General features: G+C 59.2%; 16 protein-coding genes. 7 read left to right on the top strand and 9 right to left on the bottom strand.

Translation table 11 applies throughout. The features are described 5' to 3' along the window. Window positions 1–1,008, top strand: a complete 1,008-nt coding sequence (gene cydB / locus PPUTUW4_RS23910; protein ID WP_015096917.1) for a cytochrome d ubiquinol oxidase subunit II — start codon at window positions 1–3, stop codon at window positions 1,006–1,008. Between the two features lie 74 nt (window positions 1,009–1,082). Then, window positions 1,083–1,250, top strand: coding sequence for a DUF2474 domain-containing protein (locus PPUTUW4_RS28455; protein ID WP_015096916.1), 168 nt, complete (start codon window positions 1,083–1,085; stop codon window positions 1,248–1,250). Window positions 1,251–1,314: 64 nt separating this feature from the next. Here PPUTUW4_RS28455 and PPUTUW4_RS23905 read toward each other — a convergent pair whose 3' ends face one another. Together PPUTUW4_RS23905 and PPUTUW4_RS23900 are read right to left on the bottom strand one after the other, a co-directional pair. Next, entirely contained in the window at window positions 1,315–2,439 is a 1,125-nt protein-coding gene (locus tag PPUTUW4_RS23905; protein ID WP_015096915.1) for a methyltransferase, read from the bottom strand. A gap of 175 nt (window positions 2,440–2,614) precedes the next feature. Next, complete coding sequence (locus PPUTUW4_RS23900; protein WP_015096914.1) at window positions 2,615–3,328, bottom strand: LuxR family transcriptional regulator; 714 nt, start codon at window positions 3,326–3,328, stop codon at window positions 2,615–2,617. 307 nt (window positions 3,329–3,635) lie between these two features. Between PPUTUW4_RS23900 and PPUTUW4_RS23895 the strand changes: the two genes are divergently transcribed. Beyond that, window positions 3,636–4,412, top strand: coding sequence for a ferredoxin--NADP reductase (locus PPUTUW4_RS23895; RefSeq protein ID WP_015096913.1), 777 nt, complete (start codon window positions 3,636–3,638; stop codon window positions 4,410–4,412). Window positions 4,413–4,457: 45 nt separating this feature from the next. Here the strand turns inward: PPUTUW4_RS23895 and mscL are convergent, their stop codons facing one another. Next, window positions 4,458–4,871, bottom strand: a complete 414-nt coding sequence (gene mscL, locus PPUTUW4_RS23890; RefSeq protein WP_015096912.1) for a large-conductance mechanosensitive channel protein MscL — start codon at window positions 4,869–4,871, stop codon at window positions 4,458–4,460. A gap of 598 nt (window positions 4,872–5,469) precedes the next feature. Here mscL and radA point away from each other — a divergent pair. After that, window positions 5,470–6,837, top strand: coding sequence for a DNA repair protein RadA (gene radA / locus PPUTUW4_RS23885; RefSeq protein ID WP_015096911.1), 1,368 nt, complete (start codon window positions 5,470–5,472; stop codon window positions 6,835–6,837). Window positions 6,838–6,965: 128 nt separating this feature from the next. Here the strand turns inward: radA and PPUTUW4_RS23880 are convergent, their stop codons facing one another. Continuing rightward, a complete protein-coding gene (locus PPUTUW4_RS23880; protein WP_015096910.1) occupies window positions 6,966–7,334 on the bottom strand; it encodes a PilZ domain-containing protein in 369 nt (122 codons plus the stop codon). Between the two features lie 160 nt (window positions 7,335–7,494). Between PPUTUW4_RS23880 and PPUTUW4_RS23875 the strand changes: the two genes are divergently transcribed. From PPUTUW4_RS23875 to yjiA, 3 genes are all read left to right on the top strand, one after another. After that, window positions 7,495–9,561 (top strand): carbon starvation CstA family protein, encoded by a 2,067-nt coding sequence (locus tag PPUTUW4_RS23875; protein ID WP_015096909.1) that lies wholly within the window; start codon window positions 7,495–7,497, stop codon window positions 9,559–9,561. Between the two features lie 15 nt (window positions 9,562–9,576). Beyond that, a complete protein-coding gene (locus PPUTUW4_RS23870; protein WP_007895266.1) occupies window positions 9,577–9,774 on the top strand; it encodes a YbdD/YjiX family protein in 198 nt (65 codons plus the stop codon). A 139-nt stretch (window positions 9,775–9,913) separates the two neighbouring features. Further along, window positions 9,914–10,885 carry a GTPase gene (yjiA, locus tag PPUTUW4_RS23865; protein WP_015096908.1) on the top strand — a complete coding sequence of 324 codons (972 nt, stop codon included), beginning with the start codon at window positions 9,914–9,916 and terminating at the stop codon, window positions 10,883–10,885. Between the two features lie 123 nt (window positions 10,886–11,008). On the opposite strand, the gene PPUTUW4_RS23860 is transcribed toward yjiA, so the two are convergent. From PPUTUW4_RS23860 to PPUTUW4_RS23840, 5 genes are all read right to left on the bottom strand, one after another. Further along, complete coding sequence (locus tag PPUTUW4_RS23860; RefSeq protein WP_015096907.1) at window positions 11,009–11,689, bottom strand: GntR family transcriptional regulator; 681 nt, start codon at window positions 11,687–11,689, stop codon at window positions 11,009–11,011. Window positions 11,690–11,714: 25 nt separating this feature from the next. Further along, window positions 11,715–12,419 (bottom strand): FadR/GntR family transcriptional regulator, encoded by a 705-nt coding sequence (locus PPUTUW4_RS23855; RefSeq protein WP_041475084.1) that lies wholly within the window; start codon window positions 12,417–12,419, stop codon window positions 11,715–11,717. A 48-nt stretch (window positions 12,420–12,467) separates the two neighbouring features. Continuing rightward, window positions 12,468–13,781, bottom strand: coding sequence for a C4-dicarboxylate transporter DctA (locus tag PPUTUW4_RS23850; RefSeq protein WP_015096905.1), 1,314 nt, complete (start codon window positions 13,779–13,781; stop codon window positions 12,468–12,470). 245 nt (window positions 13,782–14,026) lie between these two features. Beyond that, the gene (glyA, locus tag PPUTUW4_RS23845) at window positions 14,027–15,280 is read right to left on the bottom strand and encodes a serine hydroxymethyltransferase (protein WP_007970889.1); all 1,254 of its coding nucleotides are present in this window, start codon (window positions 15,278–15,280) and stop codon (window positions 14,027–14,029) included. A 249-nt stretch (window positions 15,281–15,529) separates the two neighbouring features. Then, on the bottom strand, window positions 15,530–19,378 hold the full coding sequence (locus PPUTUW4_RS23840) for a bifunctional diguanylate cyclase/phosphodiesterase (protein ID WP_015096904.1): 3,849 nt from the start codon (window positions 19,376–19,378) through the stop codon (window positions 15,530–15,532). Window positions 19,379–19,515: the final 137 nt, after the last annotated feature.

Here is a 19,515-nt window from a genome sequence, read left to right as displayed (position 1 = left end):
ATGGGTATTGATCTTCCGCTGATCTGGGCCGTGATCATCATCTTCGGCATCATGATGTACGTGGTCATGGACGGTTTCGACCTGGGCATCGGCATTCTCTTCCCGTTCATTCCGGGCAAGACCGATCGCGATGTGATGATGAACACCGTCGCCCCGGTCTGGGACGGCAACGAGACCTGGCTGGTGTTGGGCGGCGCGGCATTGTTCGGCGCGTTTCCGCTGGCCTATTCGGTGGTGCTCTCGGCGTTGTACCTGCCGCTGATCCTGATGTTGATCGGGCTGATCTTCCGCGGTGTGGCCTTCGAGTTCCGCTTCAAGGCCAGGGACGACAAGCGCCACCTGTGGGACAAGGCGTTCATCGGTGGCTCGGTCACCGCGACGTTCTTCCAGGGCGTTGCGCTCGGTGCGTTCATCGATGGGCTGCCGGTGGTCAACCGGCAGTTCGCCGGTGGTTCACTGGACTGGCTGACACCGTTCACGATGTTCTGTGGCGCGGCACTGGTGGTGGCCTATGCGCTGCTCGGTTGCACCTGGCTGATCATGAAGACCGAAGGCAAGTTGCAGGAGCAGATGCATGACCTGGCACGGCCATTGGCCTTCGTACTGCTGGCGGTGATCGGCATCGTCAGCATCTGGACCCCGTTGGCCCACCCGGAAATTGCCGCACGCTGGTTCACCATGCCGAATCTGTTCTGGTTCATGCCGGTGCCGATTCTGGTGCTGGTGACGATGTACGGCCTGATCCGCGCCGTGGCCCGCAACGCGCACTACACGCCGTTCCTGTTGACCCTGGTGCTGATCTTCCTCGGTTACAGCGGGTTGGGCATCAGCTTGTGGCCGAACATCATCCCGCCGTCGATCTCGATCTGGGACGCCGCCGCGCCGCCGCAAAGCCAGGGTTTCATGCTGGTGGGCACGCTGTTCATCATCCCGTTCATCCTGGGCTACACCTTCTGGAGCTACTACGTGTTCCGCGGCAAGGTCACCCATGAAGACGGTTACCACTAGCCCTGTTGTGGGAGCGAGCTTGCTCGCGATGGCGTCCTGACAGACGCCATCGATCTAACTCGGAGGATTTATCAATGAACGGCAAACATTCTCTGCACGACATCGAAGAAGCCGAAAAAAAACCGCTGTGGCAGCGGCTTGGCTGGTTGGCCCTGATCTGGGTCGGTAGCGTGGGCGCCTTGTTCATCGTCGCCAGCCTGATGCGTCTGTTCATGAACGCGGCCGGCCTGACGACGCACTGACATCTCTCCCGCAGCCTCAAGGCGCGGATTTATAACCCTCCGAGCGGAGGGTTTTTTTTGCCTGTTACTTGCGCGCCTTGAAAATCACGAATTTCGGATTGGCCGCCACTTGCTCGACGCCACGGAACAATCGCGCCAGCTTGCTGTGGTAACCCAGGTGACGATTGCCGACGATGTACAGCGCGCCGCCCACAACCAGCGCTTCGCGCGCTTGCTGGAACATCCGCCAGGCCAGGAAGTCGCCCACGACCTGTTGCTGGTGAAACGGCGGATTGCACAGCACCACGTCAAGCGATTGCGCTTCCTGGCCGGCCAGTCCATCGCCGGCACGCACGATCACTTCCCGCTCACCCAACGCTGCGCGCCAGTTTTCGGCAGCCGATTGCACGGCCATGAACGATTCGTCCACCAGCGTGTAGTGGGCCTCGGGGTTTTGCAGGGCGCTGGCGATGGCCAGGACGCCGTTGCCGCAGCCGAGATCGGCAACCCGCGCCGAGCCAAGGTTTTTCGGCAGGTGTGGCAAAAACGCCCGGGTGCCAATGTCCAGGCCTTCGCGGCAAAACACATTGGCGTGGTTGAGCAGTTCGATAGCCGGTTCGTCGAGTCTGTAGCGTGTCGGGTAAGGCGACTCAACCGAGGGTTTGTCTTGCGCCGTGGCAATCAACAACCGCGCCTTCTTCACCGCCAGCGAAGCTTGTACGGGGCCGATGTAACGCTCCAGCAAATCGCCCGCTGCCCGAGGCAGGTGCTTGATCATGGCCGCGGCGACCACTTGGGCGCCGGGTGCCAGTTGGCCTTGCAGGCGGATCAGTTGCTCTTCCAGCAATGCCAGGGTTTTCGGTACGCGGATCAGCACGCAGTCGAATGGCCCGACGGGGGGCTCGCTGGCGGGGACGCTCGGTACCGCATCAAACGCCAGGCCGTTGCGCACCAGGTTCTTTTCAAGACCCTGCAAGGCCAGGAATGAATCACCGCTGCTGACTACCCGCACCTTGCCCGCCAGGCTGGCCGCCAAGGCGCCGAAACTGTCGTTGAGCACCAATACCCGGGTATCGGCCGTCGGTTGCTGTTCGGCCAGATGGTTAAGCAGGTATTCATCAGCCGCATCGAAAGCTTGCAACGGTTCGTTCTGCTGTTCAGGCTGGCGGATCAGGTCGAGGCTGGCGAAGGGTGTTTCGAGCAAAGGCATGGGGCGGGGCTCTGGGTAATCAACGGATGTCCCGCTGCCCTCAGGCGTTGGTGCGGGCGGAGCCGTCCGAGTGTACTGCGTCGTGAAGGTTTACACGCCATCACTCAGGAGGGACCGCAAATGGTACGTTTTTTTTGTCTGGATTACCCGCAGGTTTTCCCGCAGTCGGGCGTTTTCAGATGACTTTGGCCCGGACCGCGGCCATGACTGCCGCCATCTTGTTGTTGACGCCGAGCTTTTCGATAGCCCTGTGCACATGAAAGTTGACCGTGCGTTCACTCAAATTGAGGATCCTGGCAATTTCATAAGCCGTCTTGCCATCGGCCGACAGTTTCAATACTTCGATTTCCCGCCGTGACAAGGGGGGCGCTTGAGTGCGAACCGGTTTTTTCGGTTGCATCCCGATCGCCAGGGCGTGCAGGTGGCGACTGATGAACACCGAGAATCCAAGATTCTCGTACAGCTCATAGGCTGAAATCGGGCAATGGCTTCGGGCCAGGCTGAGAATGCTGCGCAGGCCGGTTTCTTCATCGTGGATTGCTTGCGACCAGCCATGCGCCAAGCCTTGCTGTTGCAGCAGTTGCCATAACCACGGGGTTGCGCAGAAGAGCTCTTTGCTCCAAAGCACGGGTAGCATGGAGTGATTGCAATAGGCCGCTACTGGGTCAATCTCGCTGGCATTGCTTTGTTCATACTGTGTGTTCCAGTTGTGTGGATAGTTGTTCAGGTTGACGGGGCAGCAATCAGTGCGACTGTTGGCTGAAATGGTTGAAAAGGCACAAAATTTATATCCAAGGTTCCTGACGAAATTCAGTGATATTCGATAGGCCGTATTAATGTCCTGTGTTTGAGAAAGCAGTTGAAGCTGTGACTCCTTCCAGATTTCCATATACGGGGTCTCCAACAGTATGTTCCCGGAGGGTGCCGGTTTTGGATCCGAGATCCGGCACGTGACGGAGTGTAGGACATTTCCGAAAACTGTAGTCCAACGAATTTGCTCTTTTAACTGCTGAAAAACTGTGTGCCGGGTTCTTAAGTCGTGCGTGAAATGTTAAATGCCATATGTCATTTTAAGTTGGCTGGTGTTTCTCGATTCGAATAATCAATAAGTTGCACATTCAATAACACTACAAAATGTCTGTGTTTATGCTGCCGTCTTTGCGGGACACTGAGGTATCTATTGATTGGAGCCTTCCATGTCCGTCAGCGAAGAAAAATTTACCCGTCAGACCTTGCTCGAGGTTCATCCGTTGACCCCGAACCTGTTTACCCTGCGTGCCACGCGGGATGCGGGGTTTCGTTTTCGGGCGGGGCAGTTTGCCCGGTTGGGCGTCACCAGGGCTGATGGCAGCACGGTATGGCGCGCTTACTCCATGGTGTCCTCACCCTTTGACGAGTTCCTCGAGTTCTTTTCCATTGTCGTACCGGGCGGTGAGTTCACCAGCGAGCTCAGCCGGTTGGTTGTTGGCGACAAATTGCTGGTCGACCGCCAAGCCTTTGGCTACCTGACGCCGGACCGTTTTGTCGATGGGCGCGATCTATGGCTGTTATCCACCGGGACCGGCGTGGCGCCGTTCCTGTCGATACTGCAGGACTTCGAAGTCTGGGAGAGATTCGAGCGGATTATCCTGGTCTACAGCGTTCGTGAAGCCCGGGAACTGGCTTATCAGGAGCTGATCGCGGGGCTGACGCAACGTGACTATCTGGCCGAGTACGCACACAAACTGCAATTGATCACCACGGTCACTCGTGAACAGCATCCTGGCTCATTGAACGGGCGTATCACCACACTGATTGAAAGCGGCGAACTGGAGCGCACCGCGGGTGTTGCGCTGACGCCTGAACACTCACGGGTCATGCTGTGCGGCAATCCGCAGATGATCGATGACACGCGCAAGCTGCTTAAACAGCGGGGCATGCACTTGAGCCTCAGCCGGCGACCCGGTCAGGTGGCGGTGGAAAACTTCTGGTAAAAAAAAACGGCGCCTCGGAAAGGCGCCGTTTTTATGCGGGTGCGGTCAAGGCCGGTTGTTCTGGACCTTGAGCAAGTCGCGGATCTCGCCCAGCAACTCTTCTTCCTTGGTTGGAACTGGCGGCAGGCTAGGGGCCACGGCCTCTTCGCGCTTCAGGCGGTTGATGGCCTTGACGCCCACGAAGATCGCGAGGGCGACGATGATGAAGTCGATGATGGTCTGGATGAATTTGCCATAGGCCAGCACCACCGCCGGAGTCGTACCCTCTGCTGCCTTGAGCGTTATGGCCAGATCACTGAAGTCCACGCCACCGATCAGCATCCCGATTGGCGGCATGACCAGGTCTCCGACAAACGATGTAACGATCTTGCCGAAGGCCGCGCCGATGATGATGCCGACGGCCATGTCGACCACGTTGCCTTTGACCGCGAAGGCCTTGAACTCGTTTAGCACGCCCATAGGTTATTTCCTTGTTACAGATGAGGTTGATGTGCGCAGTGTAAATCAGCCAATCGCATTCTGCTCGAGTCAACGGCGTGCCGTGCTTGCCGGCAATCGATCCGGGTGGTCATGGAGAACTCGCCGATTGATCTCATCTGTGGGCCGGTCAGCCCGTCTGCGGCGGTTCGCTTTTGGATTTTTTTCAGCGATATGACTTCGCTGTATGAGCGAACCAGGTTGAAGGACCATCCTTGAGTTGGGGTTTTGAAATTGTTCGGGTAGTTGTTAAACAAAAAGCCGCCATTGAAATTGACTGCAGTGCTGTTAACTGTTTTGTTAGTTTGGACTCGGTTTTGTTTGAGTGTTTTTAAGTTGTGCATCAGGTATGAAAGTGAATAAATCTTGTATAAGTTTTTAAGGCAGTAGTGAGGCTCGTATCAAGAGTTTTTTGAGTGTGTTGGGTGGAAACTTATACAAGGTTTTTGTATGGCGGTCGTGTTTCAACAAAACACGAATGTAATAAGGCTATTTGACATCATTCAAGGGATTATAAAATATCTGGCCGCACTCGCGAGCCTCAGCTGAGCTATCATCGCGTTTTTTTCCGGGAGTTCCGATGGCCAAGGCCAAGCGCATGTACGGCTGCACCGAGTGCGGCTCAACCTTCCCCAAATGGGCCGGCCAGTGTGGTGAATGCGGGGCCTGGAACACGCTCACCGAAACCATGGTGGAAAGCGGCGGGGCAGCCGCCCCCAGCGGTCGGACCGGCTGGGCCGGGCAGCAGGCGCAGATCAAGACGCTGGCCGAAGTCAGTGTCGAAGAAGTTCCTCGCTTCTCCACCGCTTCCAGCGAACTCGACCGGGTTCTGGGTGGTGGCCTGGTGGATGGCTCTGTGGTGCTGATCGGTGGCGATCCGGGCATCGGCAAGTCGACCATTCTGTTGCAAACGTTGTGTAACCTCGCCAAGAGCATGCCGGCGCTGTACGTCACCGGTGAAGAATCCCAACAGCAAGTGGCCATGCGTGCGCGACGCCTGGGTTTGCCTCAGGATCAACTGCGGGTCATGACCGAAACCTGCATCGAAGCCATCATTGCCACGGCCCGCCAGGAAAAGCCCCGGGTGATGGTGATCGACTCGATCCAGACGATCTTTACCGAGCAACTGCAATCGGCACCGGGTGGTGTATCCCAGGTGCGTGAAAGCGCGGCGTTGCTGGTGCGTTATGCCAAGCAGAGCGGTACGGCGATTTTCCTGGTGGGCCACGTCACCAAGGAAGGCGCGCTGGCGGGCCCTCGGGTTCTGGAGCACATGGTCGACACTGTGCTGTATTTCGAAGGCGAGTCCGACGGGCGTCTGCGTCTGCTGCGGGCGGTGAAGAACCGTTTCGGTGCAGTCAATGAACTGGGCGTGTTCGGCATGACTGACAAGGGCCTGAAAGAAGTCTCCAACCCTTCGGCGATTTTTCTGACCCGTGCCCAGGAAGAAGTCCCGGGCAGTGTGGTAATGGCGACGTGGGAAGGCACGCGACCGATGCTGGTGGAGGTGCAGGCGCTGGTGGACGATAGTCATTTGGCCAACCCGCGGCGGGTCACGCTGGGGCTGGATCAAAACCGGTTGGCGATGTTGCTGGCGGTGTTGCACCGTCATGGTGGCATTCCGACCCACGACCAGGACGTGTTTCTCAACGTGGTCGGCGGGGTCAAGGTGCTCGAAACCGCGTCCGATCTGGCGTTGATGGCAGCGGTGATGTCCAGTTTGCGTAACCGACCGCTGCCTCACGATCTGCTGGTGTTCGGCGAAGTGGGGCTTTCCGGTGAGGTGCGACCGGTGCCAAGCGGTCAGGAACGTTTGAAAGAGGCTGCCAAGCACGGCTTCAAGCGGGCCATCGTGCCCAAGGGTAATGCACCGAAGGAGGCGCCACCGGGGTTGCAGGTTATTGCCGTGACTCGCCTGGAACAGGCGCTAGACGCACTGTTCGAGTGACTTGCAGGTGGAACAAAAACCTGTGGGAGCGAGCTTGCTCGCGAAAGCATTGGTTCAGACAATCTCTTTATTGACTGAACAGCCGCCATCGCGAGCAAGCTCGCTCCCACAATGATTTTCGCTGATGGCTAGATCTCGATCGGCGCACCCAATTCTCGTTCCAGCTCCTGTGGATTAGCGAGGTTGAGTTCGATCAGCCGTCGCAGCCGTTCGATGGACTCCAGACTGATGTGCAGGCAGGCAAAGCCCAGTTGATCATGGTCATCGTGGGCCAGTTGCGCATCCATGGTGATGTCGACGTCTTCGCTCAGATGAATGTCGATCAGAAAATCCTGCTGCGGATTGCCCTGCCACGAATCGGGTCGCTCAATCAGCACCCCTTTGAACGACAGATCAACCAACTTCACCGACCAGGTGAACTCACCCTGACTCAGCTCGGTTCTGGCATCGAATGCAATACGTTTGAAGCGGCGACGGTCGGCGGGGTGCTCGCTCATGGCACGATCCTCGTAGATGTACGCTGACTATAGACCGGCATTCTTCAAGGCTGCCAGCGCTGGCGGGTGTCCAGACCTATGTCGGGGTATGGCCTTTGCCGTCAGGAGCGCTAAACTCGGTGTGGCTGTCTTTCTTGTCCACTCTGGCTGGAATAATAAAATGAAAAATAATAATAGCCCGCTACGCCATCTGCCCTGGCTGGTGCTGGCAATCGTAGGTGCGTGCGCCCTGGGTGTTGTGGCATTACGCCGAGGGGAGGCAATCAATGCCTTGTGGATTGTGGTCGCTGCCGTGGCCATCTATCTGGTTGCATACCGTTACTACAGTCTGTTCATCGCCAACAATGTCATGCAGCTCGATGCGCGACGGGCCACGCCGGCTGTGCTCAATAACGATGGTCTGGACTATGTTCCGACCAACAAACACGTGCTGTTCGGTCACCACTTCGCGGCCATTGCCGGTGCCGGTCCGCTGGTCGGTCCGGTACTGGCGGCGCAGATGGGCTACCTGCCCGGCACGCTGTGGCTGATCGCCGGCGTGGTGCTGGCCGGTGCCGTGCAGGACTTCATGGTCCTGTTCATGTCCACCCGCCGCAACGGCCGCTCCCTGGGCGACATGGTCCGTGAAGAAATGGGCCGCATCCCCGGCACCATCGCGCTATTCGGTTGCTTCCTGATCATGATCATCATCCTCGCGGTGCTGGCGCTGATCGTGGTCAAGGCCCTGGCCGAGAGCCCTTGGGGCATTTTCACGGTGATGGCGACCATCCCGATCGCGATGTTCATGGGCATCTACATGCGCTACATCCGCCCGGGTCGCATCGGTGAGATCTCGGTGATCGGCGTGCTGTTGCTGCTCGGTTCGATCTGGCTCGGTGGGCAGATTGCCGCGGATCCGGTGTGGGCCAAGGCGTTCAGCTTTACTGGCGTACAAATCACCTGGATGCTGATCGGCTACGGTTTCGTTGCCGCCGTGTTGCCGGTGTGGCTGATCCTGGCACCGCGTGACTACCTGTCGACCTTCCTGAAAATCGGCACCATCGTGGCTTTGGCCATCGGTATCCTGGTGACCATGCCCGAGCTGAAAATGCCGGCCATGACCCAGTTCATCGACGGCACCGGCCCGGTATGGAAGGGCGGTCTGTTCCCGTTCCTGTTCATCACCATCGCCTGTGGCGCGGTCTCGGGTTTCCACGCGCTGATCTCTTCCGGTACCACACCGAAGCTGCTGGATAACGAAACCAATGCCCGCTACATCGGTTACGGTGGCATGCTGATGGAATCGTTCGTGGCCATCATGGCGATGGTCGCGGCGTCGGTGATCGAGCCTGGCGTGTACTTCGCCATGAACAGCCCGGCGGCCGTGGTCGGCGGTGATGTTGTGGCCGTTGCGACAGTCGTCAGTAACTGGGGCTTCGCGATCACGCCGGAAGCCCTGCAAGCAGTGGCCCATGACATCGGGGAAACCACCATCCTGGCCCGTGCCGGTGGTGCGCCGACCTTGGCGGTGGGGATCGCACAGATCCTGCACAGTGTTCTGCCGGGCGAGAACACCATGGCTTTCTGGTACCACTTCGCGATCCTGTTCGAAGCGCTGTTCATCCTGACCGCAGTCGACGCCGGTACCCGTGCCGGGCGCTTCATGCTTCAGGATCTGCTCGGTTCGTTCGTGCCGGCCCTGCGCCGCACCGAATCCTGGACCGCCAACCTGATCGCCACCGCCGGTTGCGTGGCCATGTGGGGTTATCTGCTGTACCAGGGCGTGATCGACCCGCTGGGTGGCATCAACACCTTGTGGCCGCTGTTCGGTATCTCCAACCAGATGCTGGCCGGTATCGCGCTGATGCTCGGCACCGTGGTGCTGATCAAGATGAAGCGCCAGCGCTACATTTGGGTGACACTGGTGCCAGCCATGTGGTTGCTGATCTGCACCACCACCGCCGGTTTCATCAAGCTGTTCGATGCCAACCCGGCGATCGGCTTCCTCGCCCTGGCGAAAAAATACAGCGATGCATTGGCTAACGGCCAGATCCTCGCCCCGGCCAAGGACATCACGCAGATGCAGCACGTGATTTTCAACGCCTACACCAACGCCGCGCTGACCGCGCTGTTCCTGTGCGTGGTGTTCAGCATCCTGTTCTATGCGCTCAAGGTCGGTATTTCCGCCTGGGGCAGCAAAGAGCGTACGGATAAAGAAGCGCCATTCCAGGCGCTGCCGGAAGCGTGATCGAGGATTTGCATCATGTTCAATGACCTGAGTCGCCTCGGTAAATACCTCGGTCAGGCCGCGCGCCTGATGGTCGGCATGCCCGACTACGACAACTACGTCGAGCACATGCAGACCAAGCACCCGGACAAACCGGTGATGAGCTACGAGATGTTCTTTCGGGAGCGTCAGGAAGCCCGTTACGGTGGCAAGGGTGGGCCGAAGTGCTGTTGATCTTGTGGGAGCGAGCTTGCTCGCGATGGACGTCAACGATAACGCGTGCTGTCTGAATGCTCGCGTTATCCTTGCGTCCATCGCGAGCAAGCTCGCTCCTACAGTTGTTTTTGCGTTTCCATTTCCAAGGAGAACCCGTTTGTCCTCCCCCATCCCGGTCACGATCCTCAGCGGCTTCCTCGGCGCCGGCAAGACCACCCTGTTGCGCCACCTGCTCAAAGCCGAGCACGGGCTGAAAATCGCCGTGATCGAGAACGAATTCAGCGACGCCGGCATCGATACCCAGTTGTTGGGTGATGAACCGGTCCAAGTGATGACGCTCTCCAACGGCTGCGTCTGCTGCACCATCCATACCGACCTGACCAAAGCGCTTTATCTGCTGCTCGAACGTCTGGACCAGGGCGACATTGCCTTCGACCGACTGGTGATCGAATGCACCGGCCTGGCCGACCCAGCACCGGTGGCGCAAACCTTCTTCATCGATGAAGAACTGCGCGAGCGCTATATCCTCGACGGCATCATCACGCTGGTCGACGCGGCACATGCCGACTCGCACCTGACCCAGACCATCGCCCAGGCGCAGATCGGTTTCGCCGACCGCTTGCTGGTGAGCAAGCGCGATCTGGTAGACGAACCGACCTTCACCGCGTTGAGCAACCGCCTGACCCGCATCAACCGTCGTGCGCCGATCCGCGTGGTCGACCACGGCAAGATCGACCTGGCCGAATTGCTGGACGTACGCGGTTTCAATCTCAACGCCGACCTCGGTGGTGGTGTGAGTTTGCGACCGGTCAGCCAGGCACCGTCCATCGATCGTATTTCCAGTCTGGTCCTGCGCACTGAAAAGCCGCTGGATATCGACAAGCTCAGCGAGTTCATGAACGAACTGCTGGAAGCGCATGGCAAGCAGTTGCTGCGCTACAAAGGCGTGTTGAGCATCCTCGGCGAACCACGGCGCATGGTGTTTCAGGGGGTACTGAAACTTTATGGCTTCGACTGGGATACCGAATGGGCTGAAGACGAAGTGCGCGAGAGCGTGATCGTGTTCATTGCTGACGATTTGCCGGAAGAGAAAATTCGTGAGGGGTTTGCACGGGTGGCGGCGGTCTGAGGTTTTTATGGTGTCTTTGAGGACGCCATCGCGGGCAAGCCCGGCTCCCACAGGTTTCTGGTTGAACACAATGTCTGTGCTCATCCTCGAACACTGTGGGAGCGGGCTTGCCCGCGATGCGATCTAGCCGGCAACACAATGTTCACGGGCTGTATTGAGCAGTGTCTGTTCCAGAAGATCCAGATGCCGGTTAATCAGCATGGTCGCTGTCGCAGTATTTCCACGTTCAACAGCATCAACAATCGCCAAATGATCCTGCCAGGCACAACAGCTGTGCATCTGCTCCTCACACTGCGCAATCGCCAACGAAGTCAGTGGTACCAGGCTTTCAAGAAAATGCGCTAGCGGTGCATTTCCCGCCATTTGTGCCAACTGCAAATGAAACTCTCCCGACAAACGAATCGCCCGGCCACGCTCGGCGCATTGACGCTCGTTTTCGACCAGTGTCCGCAGGCGCTTCAAGTCTTGCGCGCTCGCTCGCTGACCGGCCAGCCGCACCAGCATGACCTCGGCCAGCCGCCGGGCATGCAGTGTCTGTCGGGTCTGCTCGGCATCAGGCTCGGCGACGCGGGGGCGATGGTTGGCGCGAAGGAGGATGATGTGCTGATGGGACAGTCGCATCAGCACCTCCCGCATGTCGCTGCGCCTTGCACCGAACATCTGCGCAAGGCTTTCTTCCGTAAAGCGACTGGCCGAATGGATGCGCTGCTCGAAAATGGCCTCGAGGACCCGTGAGTACAGATCATCCACTGAAGGGCGGACGGGCAGGGTGGCGAGTGTTTGTGGCGAGGCGAAGCGGTTCATGGCCGATCTCCAGTTCGAAGAGGTTTCAACTGCCGAGGTTGTCTTCCGGGATGTTCAGTTCGATACCCATGCGTTGACCTTCGCGCAGTATGTGCCGGCGCATCTCGGCGCTGGCCTGGGCGCTGTTCTTGCTGCGGATTGCCCGCACCACGGCTTCGTTTTCTTCAAGTCGCTCGGCCAGATGCTCCGGGGAGTTGCGCAACACTTCGGCGCTTTGCTTGAGGGCATTGCTGGTTTGCTGCACCACACTCTGGAAGATCGGGTTCGACGTCAGCGTGAACAGCTCTTCGTGGAACGCAATGTAGGCGTTTACGCCGGCTTCACTGTCATTGGCCTCCAGGGCTTCGCGCATGTCCATCAAGGTCAGGCGCAGTTGCCCGACTTCCTTGCTGCTGATGGACTGCGCGACAAGGCCGACGATGAATGGCTCAAGGGTGTAGCGCAGTTGCAGCACGTCTTCCAGGCTCGCTGCGGCCACCGCGTTGTCATGGGCCTGGCTGTCGGCGAGATTGGCTTCGAGCACCACCACGCCTTTGCCCGGCATCGAGCGCACCAGTCCGAGGGTTTCCAGAACGATGACGGCTTCACGCAGGCTCGGACGGCTGATACCCAGTTGTTCGGCCAGCTCACGTTGCCCAGGCAACATTTCGCCGGAGCGCCACTGACCTCGGGCCAAAGCGGCCCGAAGTTTTTCTACCACTGAGTTGACGACGGTTGATGAGGTAATCACTTGTTCGCTCCACGAGCCGTGCCTGCGGTCGGCAGGCACGGCGATCATTCAGAATTCTTTGGCTGCCGCTTGAGCAACCGGTTTTCTTGGCTGAAAGGTATAACCCGCCTGGCCGGAAAGTACCTTGTTCGCCCGCTGCACATCGATGTCCTTTTCCCACCGCGCGATGGCCACGGTCGCCACACAGTTGCCAATCAGGTTGGTCAGCGCCCGGCCGATGCCCATGAACCAGTCCACGGCCAGCACCAGTACCAGGCCCACCACCGGAATTGCCGGAACGGCTGTCAGGGTGGCCGCCAGAATCACCAGCGCCGAGCCAGGAATACCGTGGGCGCCTTTGGATGTGATCAGCGACACCAGCAGAATGGTCAGCAGGTCAGTCATGGCCAGCGGCGTGCCGGTGGCGTTGGCGATGAACACGATGGCCAGGGTCAGGTAGATCGAGAAACCGTCGAGGTTGAACGAGTACCCCGTTGGAATCACCAACCCGACCGTCGAACTGCCGATGCCCAGGTGCTCAAGCTTGCGCATGATTTGTGGCAGCACCGCGTCGGACGAAGCGGTGCCCATGACGATCAGCAGTTCTTCGCGCAGGTACTTGAGCAACGGCCACATCTTCAAGCCGGAAAGGCGCATCACCAGGCCGAGAATCAGGGCCACGAAGGCAACGCAGGTCAGGTAGAAGAGGCCGACCAGACTGCCCAGGTGCTGCAGCGAGTCCAGGCCATATTTGCTGGTGGTGAAGGCGATCGCACCGAATACACCGATCGGTGCCAGTCGCACGATCATGCCCATGATGCGGAAGATCACATGGCTGAGTTCGTTGATCAGCCGCGAAATACCCGATGCCGCCTCGCCCACCAGATTCAGTGCACTGCCGAACAACACTGAAAACAGCAGGACCTGCAGGATATTGTTATCGGCAAAGGCACCGATCACCGAAGTCGGAATCAGGTTCATCAAGAACTGCGCAGTGGTGTGCATGTGCTGACTGCGCTGGGCAATATCGCCCATGTCGGCTGCGGAAAGCTGCTCCAGGTGAATGTTCGCACCGCTGCCGATGCCGGTGCTGAAGGCGAGCACCAGGCCGATCACCAGGGCGATGGTGGTCAGCACTTCGAAGTAGATCACCGATTTCAGACCGATGCGCCCGACCTTTTTCAGGTCGCCAGCGCCGCTGATGCCGCTGACCACCACGCAGAACACGATCAAGCCGATGAGCATCTTGATCAGCTTGATGAAACCGTCGCCGAGGGGTTTGAGTTGGGCGGAGTATTCGGGAAGGGTCAGCCCGCAGACGATGCCGAGCACCAGTCCGAGAACCACTTGGAGGAAGATTGAACGCGAGCACCATCTGAGCATGGGAGGAATCCTGGTCGGTGTCCTGGCTGCCGTGTGCGGAGCACATCAGATTCAGGACTTAATTATTGTGGTCTTACCGGTATGTCCAGTGCAGGCGCAGTCTACGCTGGATTTTTTCTCGATTACAAGTGGAAAACATAAAATTGGCATGACCGGTCTGACCAGTGGCCTACAGGGAAATCGCGGGCGAAAAAAAACCGGCCAATCACTTGGCCGGTTTTTCATGTTGCGGATTTAACGTCGCATTAAGCGCCGTACACCGGCAGCTTCTTGCAGATGGCCTTGACCTTCTCACGAACGGCGTCGATCACCGCTTCGTTGTTCAGGTCAGCCAGGATGTCGCAGATCCAGCCGGCCAGCTCCTTGCACTCTGCTTCCTTGAAGCCACGAGTGGTCACAGCCGGAGTGCCGAAGCGCAGGCCGGAGGTGACGAACGGGGAGCGTGGATCGTTTGGCACGGAGTTCTTGTTTACGGTGATGAACGCTTTGCCCAGAGCGGCGTCGGCGTCTTTACCGGAGATTTCCTGCTTGATCAGCGACAACAGGAACAGGTGGTTCTGAGTACCGCCGGAAACCACGTCGAAGCCGCGCTCGATGAATACGCTGGCCATGGCCTGGGCGTTTTTCACCACTTGTTGCTGGTATGCCTTGAACTCAGGCTGCAGCGCTTCCTTGAAGCAGATCGCCTTGGCTGCGATCACGTGCTCCAGCGGGCCGCCCTGGGCACCCGGGAATACCGCGGAGTTCAGCTTCTTCTCGATGTCGGCGTTGGCGCGAGCCAGGATCAGGCCGCCACGCGGACCGCGCAGGGTCTTGTGGGTGGTGGTGGTCACGACGTCAGCGAATGGAACCGGGTTCGGGTAGACGCCAGCGGCGACCAGACCGGCCACGTGGGCCATGTCGACGAACAGGTAGGCACCTACCTTGTCGGCGATTGCACGGAAGCGCGGGAAGTCGAGGATCTGCGAGTAGGCAGAGAAACCGGCCACGATCATTTTCGGCTTGTGCTCAACGGCCAGGCGCTCGACTTCGTCGTAGTCGATCAGGCCATTGGCGTCGATGCCGTACTGGATGGCGTTGTACAGCTTGCCCGAGGACGAAACGCTGGCACCGTGGGTCAGGTGACCGCCGTGGGCCAGGCTCATGCCCAGGATGGTGTCGCCAGCGGACAGCAGGGCCAGGTAAACGGCGCTGTTGGCTTGCGAGCCGGCGTGCGGCTGAACGTTGGCGTAGTCGGCGCCGAACAGCTCTTTGGCGCGATCGATAGCCAATTGCTCGACGATGTCGACGTACTCGCAACCACCGTAGTAGCGCTTGCCCGGGTAGCCTTCGGCGTACTTGTTGGTCAGTACCGAGCCTTGAGCTTCCATCACGGCAGGGCTGGTGTAGTTTTCCGAAGCGATCAGCTCAATGTGCTCTTCCTGGCGCTGAGCTTCTTGCTCCATGGCGGCAAAGAGATCGGCGTCGTACTTGGCAATAGTCAAATCACGGCTGAACATGGCGGTCCTCAGGGATCGGGGGCGGAAAAGGGGGGCATTCTAACCCAATGGGTTTTAGATGGCATATGAAACGGCATCATGTCGCAGACAAGTGGGCTTCATGACGGGATCAGCGGTGATCGTGCCGGCCTCATCGCGAGCAAGCTCGCTCCCACAGTAGATCTTTGGTATTCACACATGGTGCGTACACCCCAAAAACCTGTGGGAGCGAGCTTGCTCGCGATGAGGCCAATTGCCGCGCCGCAAACCTCAGTCGAACATGAAGAGGGCATCATTGCTGAACTGCCCTTCGAACCGCCCCGCCGGCATCGGCCGGCCGAACAGGTAGCCCTGCACCTCGTCGCAACCGTGTTCCCTTAGAAAATCAAGCTGCTCGTGGGTTTCCACACCCTCGGCGATCACGGCCAGGTTAAGACTGTGGGCCATGGCGATGATCGCCCGGGCGATCTGTGCATCCTGTTCGCCCGAAGGCAATCCGTCGACGAAGGTACGGTCGATTTTCAGTACGTCGATCGGGAACTGCTTGAGGTAGTTGAGCGATGAGTAACCGGTACCGAAATCGTCGACTGCAATGCTCAGGCCGAGGTTCTTCAGGCCGGCGAGTATCTGCATCGCCTCGCTGACTTCGCGCATCAGGATACTTTCGGTGAGTTCCAGCTCCAGACACGCCGGCGGCAGGCCGGTATCCTTGAGGATGGTGGCGATTCGCGTACCGAGCTGCCCGTCGGAGAACTGCCGCGCCGAGATGTTCACCGACACCTTCGGCACCCGTACCCTGGCCTGATGCCAGGCCTTGAGTTGACGGCAGGCTTCGCTGATCACCCAGTCGCCGACATCCACCACCAGCCCGAGCTCTTCGAGCACCGGAATGAAATCTCCCGGCGGCACCAGCCCGCGGCGGGGATGACGCCAGCGCAACAGCGCCTCGGCACCAGTCAGGCGCTTGCCGTCGCCGCTGAACTGCGGCTGGTAGTACAGCACGAATTCGTTCTGTTCCAGGGCATGGCGCAAATCGCTTTCCAGTTCCAGTCGCTCCAGGGCGCTGGCGTTCATGTCCGCCTGATAGAACTGGAAGTTGTTCTTGCCACGCTCCTTGGCGTGGTACATCGCCGTGTCGGCGTTCTTCATCAACTGGCTGAGTTCGTTACCGTCCTGCGGACTCAGGGCGATGCCGATACTGGCAGTGACGAAGAACTCGCGGCCCTCGAGCACAAAGGGTTTCACCAGGCTGGCGAGAATCTGTTCGGCCACATGAATGGCCCGGTTCAGGGCGATTCCACGGTTGGCGCGCGGTTGCAGGAGCAAGGTGAATTCGTCACCGCCCATGCGCGCCACCGTGTCGTCATCGTCGACACAACCGAGCAGGCGCGTGGCCATCTCCTTGAGCATGCGGTCGCCGGCGGCGTGGCCCAGGGAGTCGTTGATCGGTTTGAAGCGATCGAGATCGAGGAACATCAGCACCACCCACGACTTCTGCCGTTCGGCCGATTGCAGTGCCGTGTGCAGACGATCCTGGAACAGCGTGCGGTTGGGCAGGTGGGTCAGGGCGTCGTAGTAGGCGAGGCGATGAATCCGCTGCTCGCTGGCCTTGCGCTCGCTGATGTCGCTGAAGAAACACACATAACTGGCCAGGTCGCCTTCGTCGTCGAGTACGGCGGTAATCCCGACCCAGGCCGGGTAATGCTCGCCGTTGCGGCGCTTGAGCCAGACTTCGCCTTCCCAGGTACTGTGCTGGCCCAATTGCTTGAGCACATAGCGCAGGTGTGCTTCCTGCTGCTCGTCGACGGTCAGCATGTTCGGCAACTGGTCGAGCACCTGTTCCACGGCATAGCCGCTGACACGGCTGAAGGCTTCGTTGGCCTGGACGATGTAGCCGGCCGGGTCGGTGATCAGGATCGCCGAGGTCGAGTGCTCGAATACCGTGGCGGCCATGCGCAAGTCTTTTTCGGCCCGGCGTTGCTGGCTGATGTCGCGGCCGACGCCGAGCACGCCTTCGAATGTCCCGTGTTCGTCCCAGACCAATACCAGGCGCAGTTCGATCGGGATCTTGCGCCCGTCGGCCCGCAGGCAATCGAACAGGAACAATTGGGTTTGTACCTGGCTGCGTAACACCGCCAGTTGGTCCGGCTTATCCAACGCCTTGCTGACCCGGTCCATCAGGTGGTAGATGCCGGTCAGTTGTTGCGGGTTGGCGATGGTCGATTGCCAGCCGTTCTGGAAGATCCACTCGGCGTCATAGCCCAGCACGGCTTGCACCGAAGGGCTGACGTAATTGAGGTTGAGGCGGCTGTCAGTGGAGAAAATCACGTCGCTGATGCTTTCGGCGAGCATGCGGTAGCGCTGCTCGCTGTCGCGCAGGGATTCGCTGGCTTCGATCTGGTCGGTGATGTCCTTGGCCACGCCGATGATCCGCGTGACCTGGTCCTCGTTGTCCCGCGCCAGTGCCTGCTCGCGAATCTCGAAGCGTCGCCACTGGCCGTCCCGATGGCGGAAGCGCAACTGACACTGCATCAACTGGCGATAACCGGCCTGGCGCTGGACCTGGCGGGAGCGGTGGTAATAGTCGGCGTCTTCGGGGTGCAGGAGGATTTCCCAGAAATATTCGCCCATCTGGTGCAGTTCGGTGCGGTTGTAACCCAGCGTCTGGCCCAGATGGTGGTTGCTGAAGATCATGCGCTGGCTGATCACATCCTGCACATACAGATGATCCGGTACGGTACGCACCACGTCCGACCAAAAGCCTTCGCGCTCCTGCAACGACAGCTCGGTGAGCTTGCGGCTGGTGATATCGGTGATGCTCAAAATCACCGATTTATAGTCGTCCTGGGTCTGCGGCAGGCGCAGTACCAGCCACAGGTGCTGGTCGCGACCGCCGGCATCCTGCAATTTGATTTCCAGCTCAAGCTGTTGCTGCTGATTGAGCACCGCGTCGAGCACCTGGTTACCGATGGCGGTGCCGTCCAGCGGATGGCCATCGATCAGCAGCTTCCAGGCTTTATTGGCGTTATCGACATTGAGCAACTGCAGTGCGACCTGGTTGACCTCGGTGATCCGCAGTTCCTGCACCAGTTGTCGGCGTTTTTCCGGGATCGCCAGCCACGCTTGCAGTTGTTCGCTGTCCTGCAGGTGTGCCTTGTCGAAAAAGCTCTTCAGCCCGGACATGTCAAGGACGCACAAGGCCACACCGGTGCCTTCGAAAATGTCCTGATAACGCCGACGGCCCTCATGCAATTGGCGTTGACGCCGGCGCATGTTCAGCAAAGCGATGAACGGCAGCATGGACAACGCCAGGCCCAGCAGGCATTTGCCGATGAACGCCGGCAGCAGTTCCTCCAGTACGCGCTGACGGTCAAACAAGCCGCGCAATTGCCAATCGCTGCTGCTCAGCGGAACCGTCAGCACACTGTTGGCGACATCGTCCTCGGTCAGTGTGCCCGGATTGACCGAGGGCAATCCTTCGTCACGGCTGATGATCTGATGATTGATGCGGTTTTCCACCAGCCACAACGGACGGCTGCCGGCCTCGTTTTGCTTGGTCAAGGACGAAAAGAAGGTCGGTGTCAGGCGCAAGGCCCAGTAGCCCCGGGAACTGCCGCTGGCCTGATGCAACAATAAATGCACCACGGAACCATCGGTGGCGTTGCTGAAGTAGTGCACCTGGGCGTGGCTGCGGCGTACCAGTTCACCCAGGTAGTCGCTGTCATCGCTGTCGGGAGCGCTGTCACGGATGATTTTCCCTGAGGGGCTGAGCAAGGCCAGGCTGCGCAGTTCCGGCAGCGACTGTTGCAGCTTGCGTAGCAGGGCCTGCAGCTCGTCGGCATTATGCGGTTGCTCGACGATGGGCAACAGGTTGAGGGCAATCTGGGCGTTGAGTGCCATGTTCAGGCTGACCTGAGCGGCCAGATCGGCGGTGTAGTCGATGGTGTACTGGCGCTGTTTTTTCTGGGTTTCGCGCAACTGATCGAGCAACTGCCAGAACAGCAATGCCAGCAACAACAATGCAAGTGTCGCCAAGGTGCCCTTCAAAGTCCCGCGCAGGGGGGAGCCGGGCGCTATGGTCGGCGCACTGGAAGTCAGGGGCGGAGGGACATTGGACAAGCTGTAATCCTGCGGTTTGGCTGGACTGGCGCGACGTGCACTATAAGCCGGACGCCCGAAGGGCGGCTAGCATGCCTTGAGTTGTGGCGAAGTGCCAGCCCCAGCCCGTCGGCTGGACTGCCATCGGTCATTAAGGT

This window comes from Pseudomonas sp. UW4, from assembly GCF_000316175.1.
Classification (GTDB): Bacteria; Pseudomonadota; Gammaproteobacteria; order Pseudomonadales; family Pseudomonadaceae; genus Aquipseudomonas; species Aquipseudomonas laurylsulfatiphila.
This window is presented reverse-complemented; position numbering and strand designations above follow the sequence as displayed.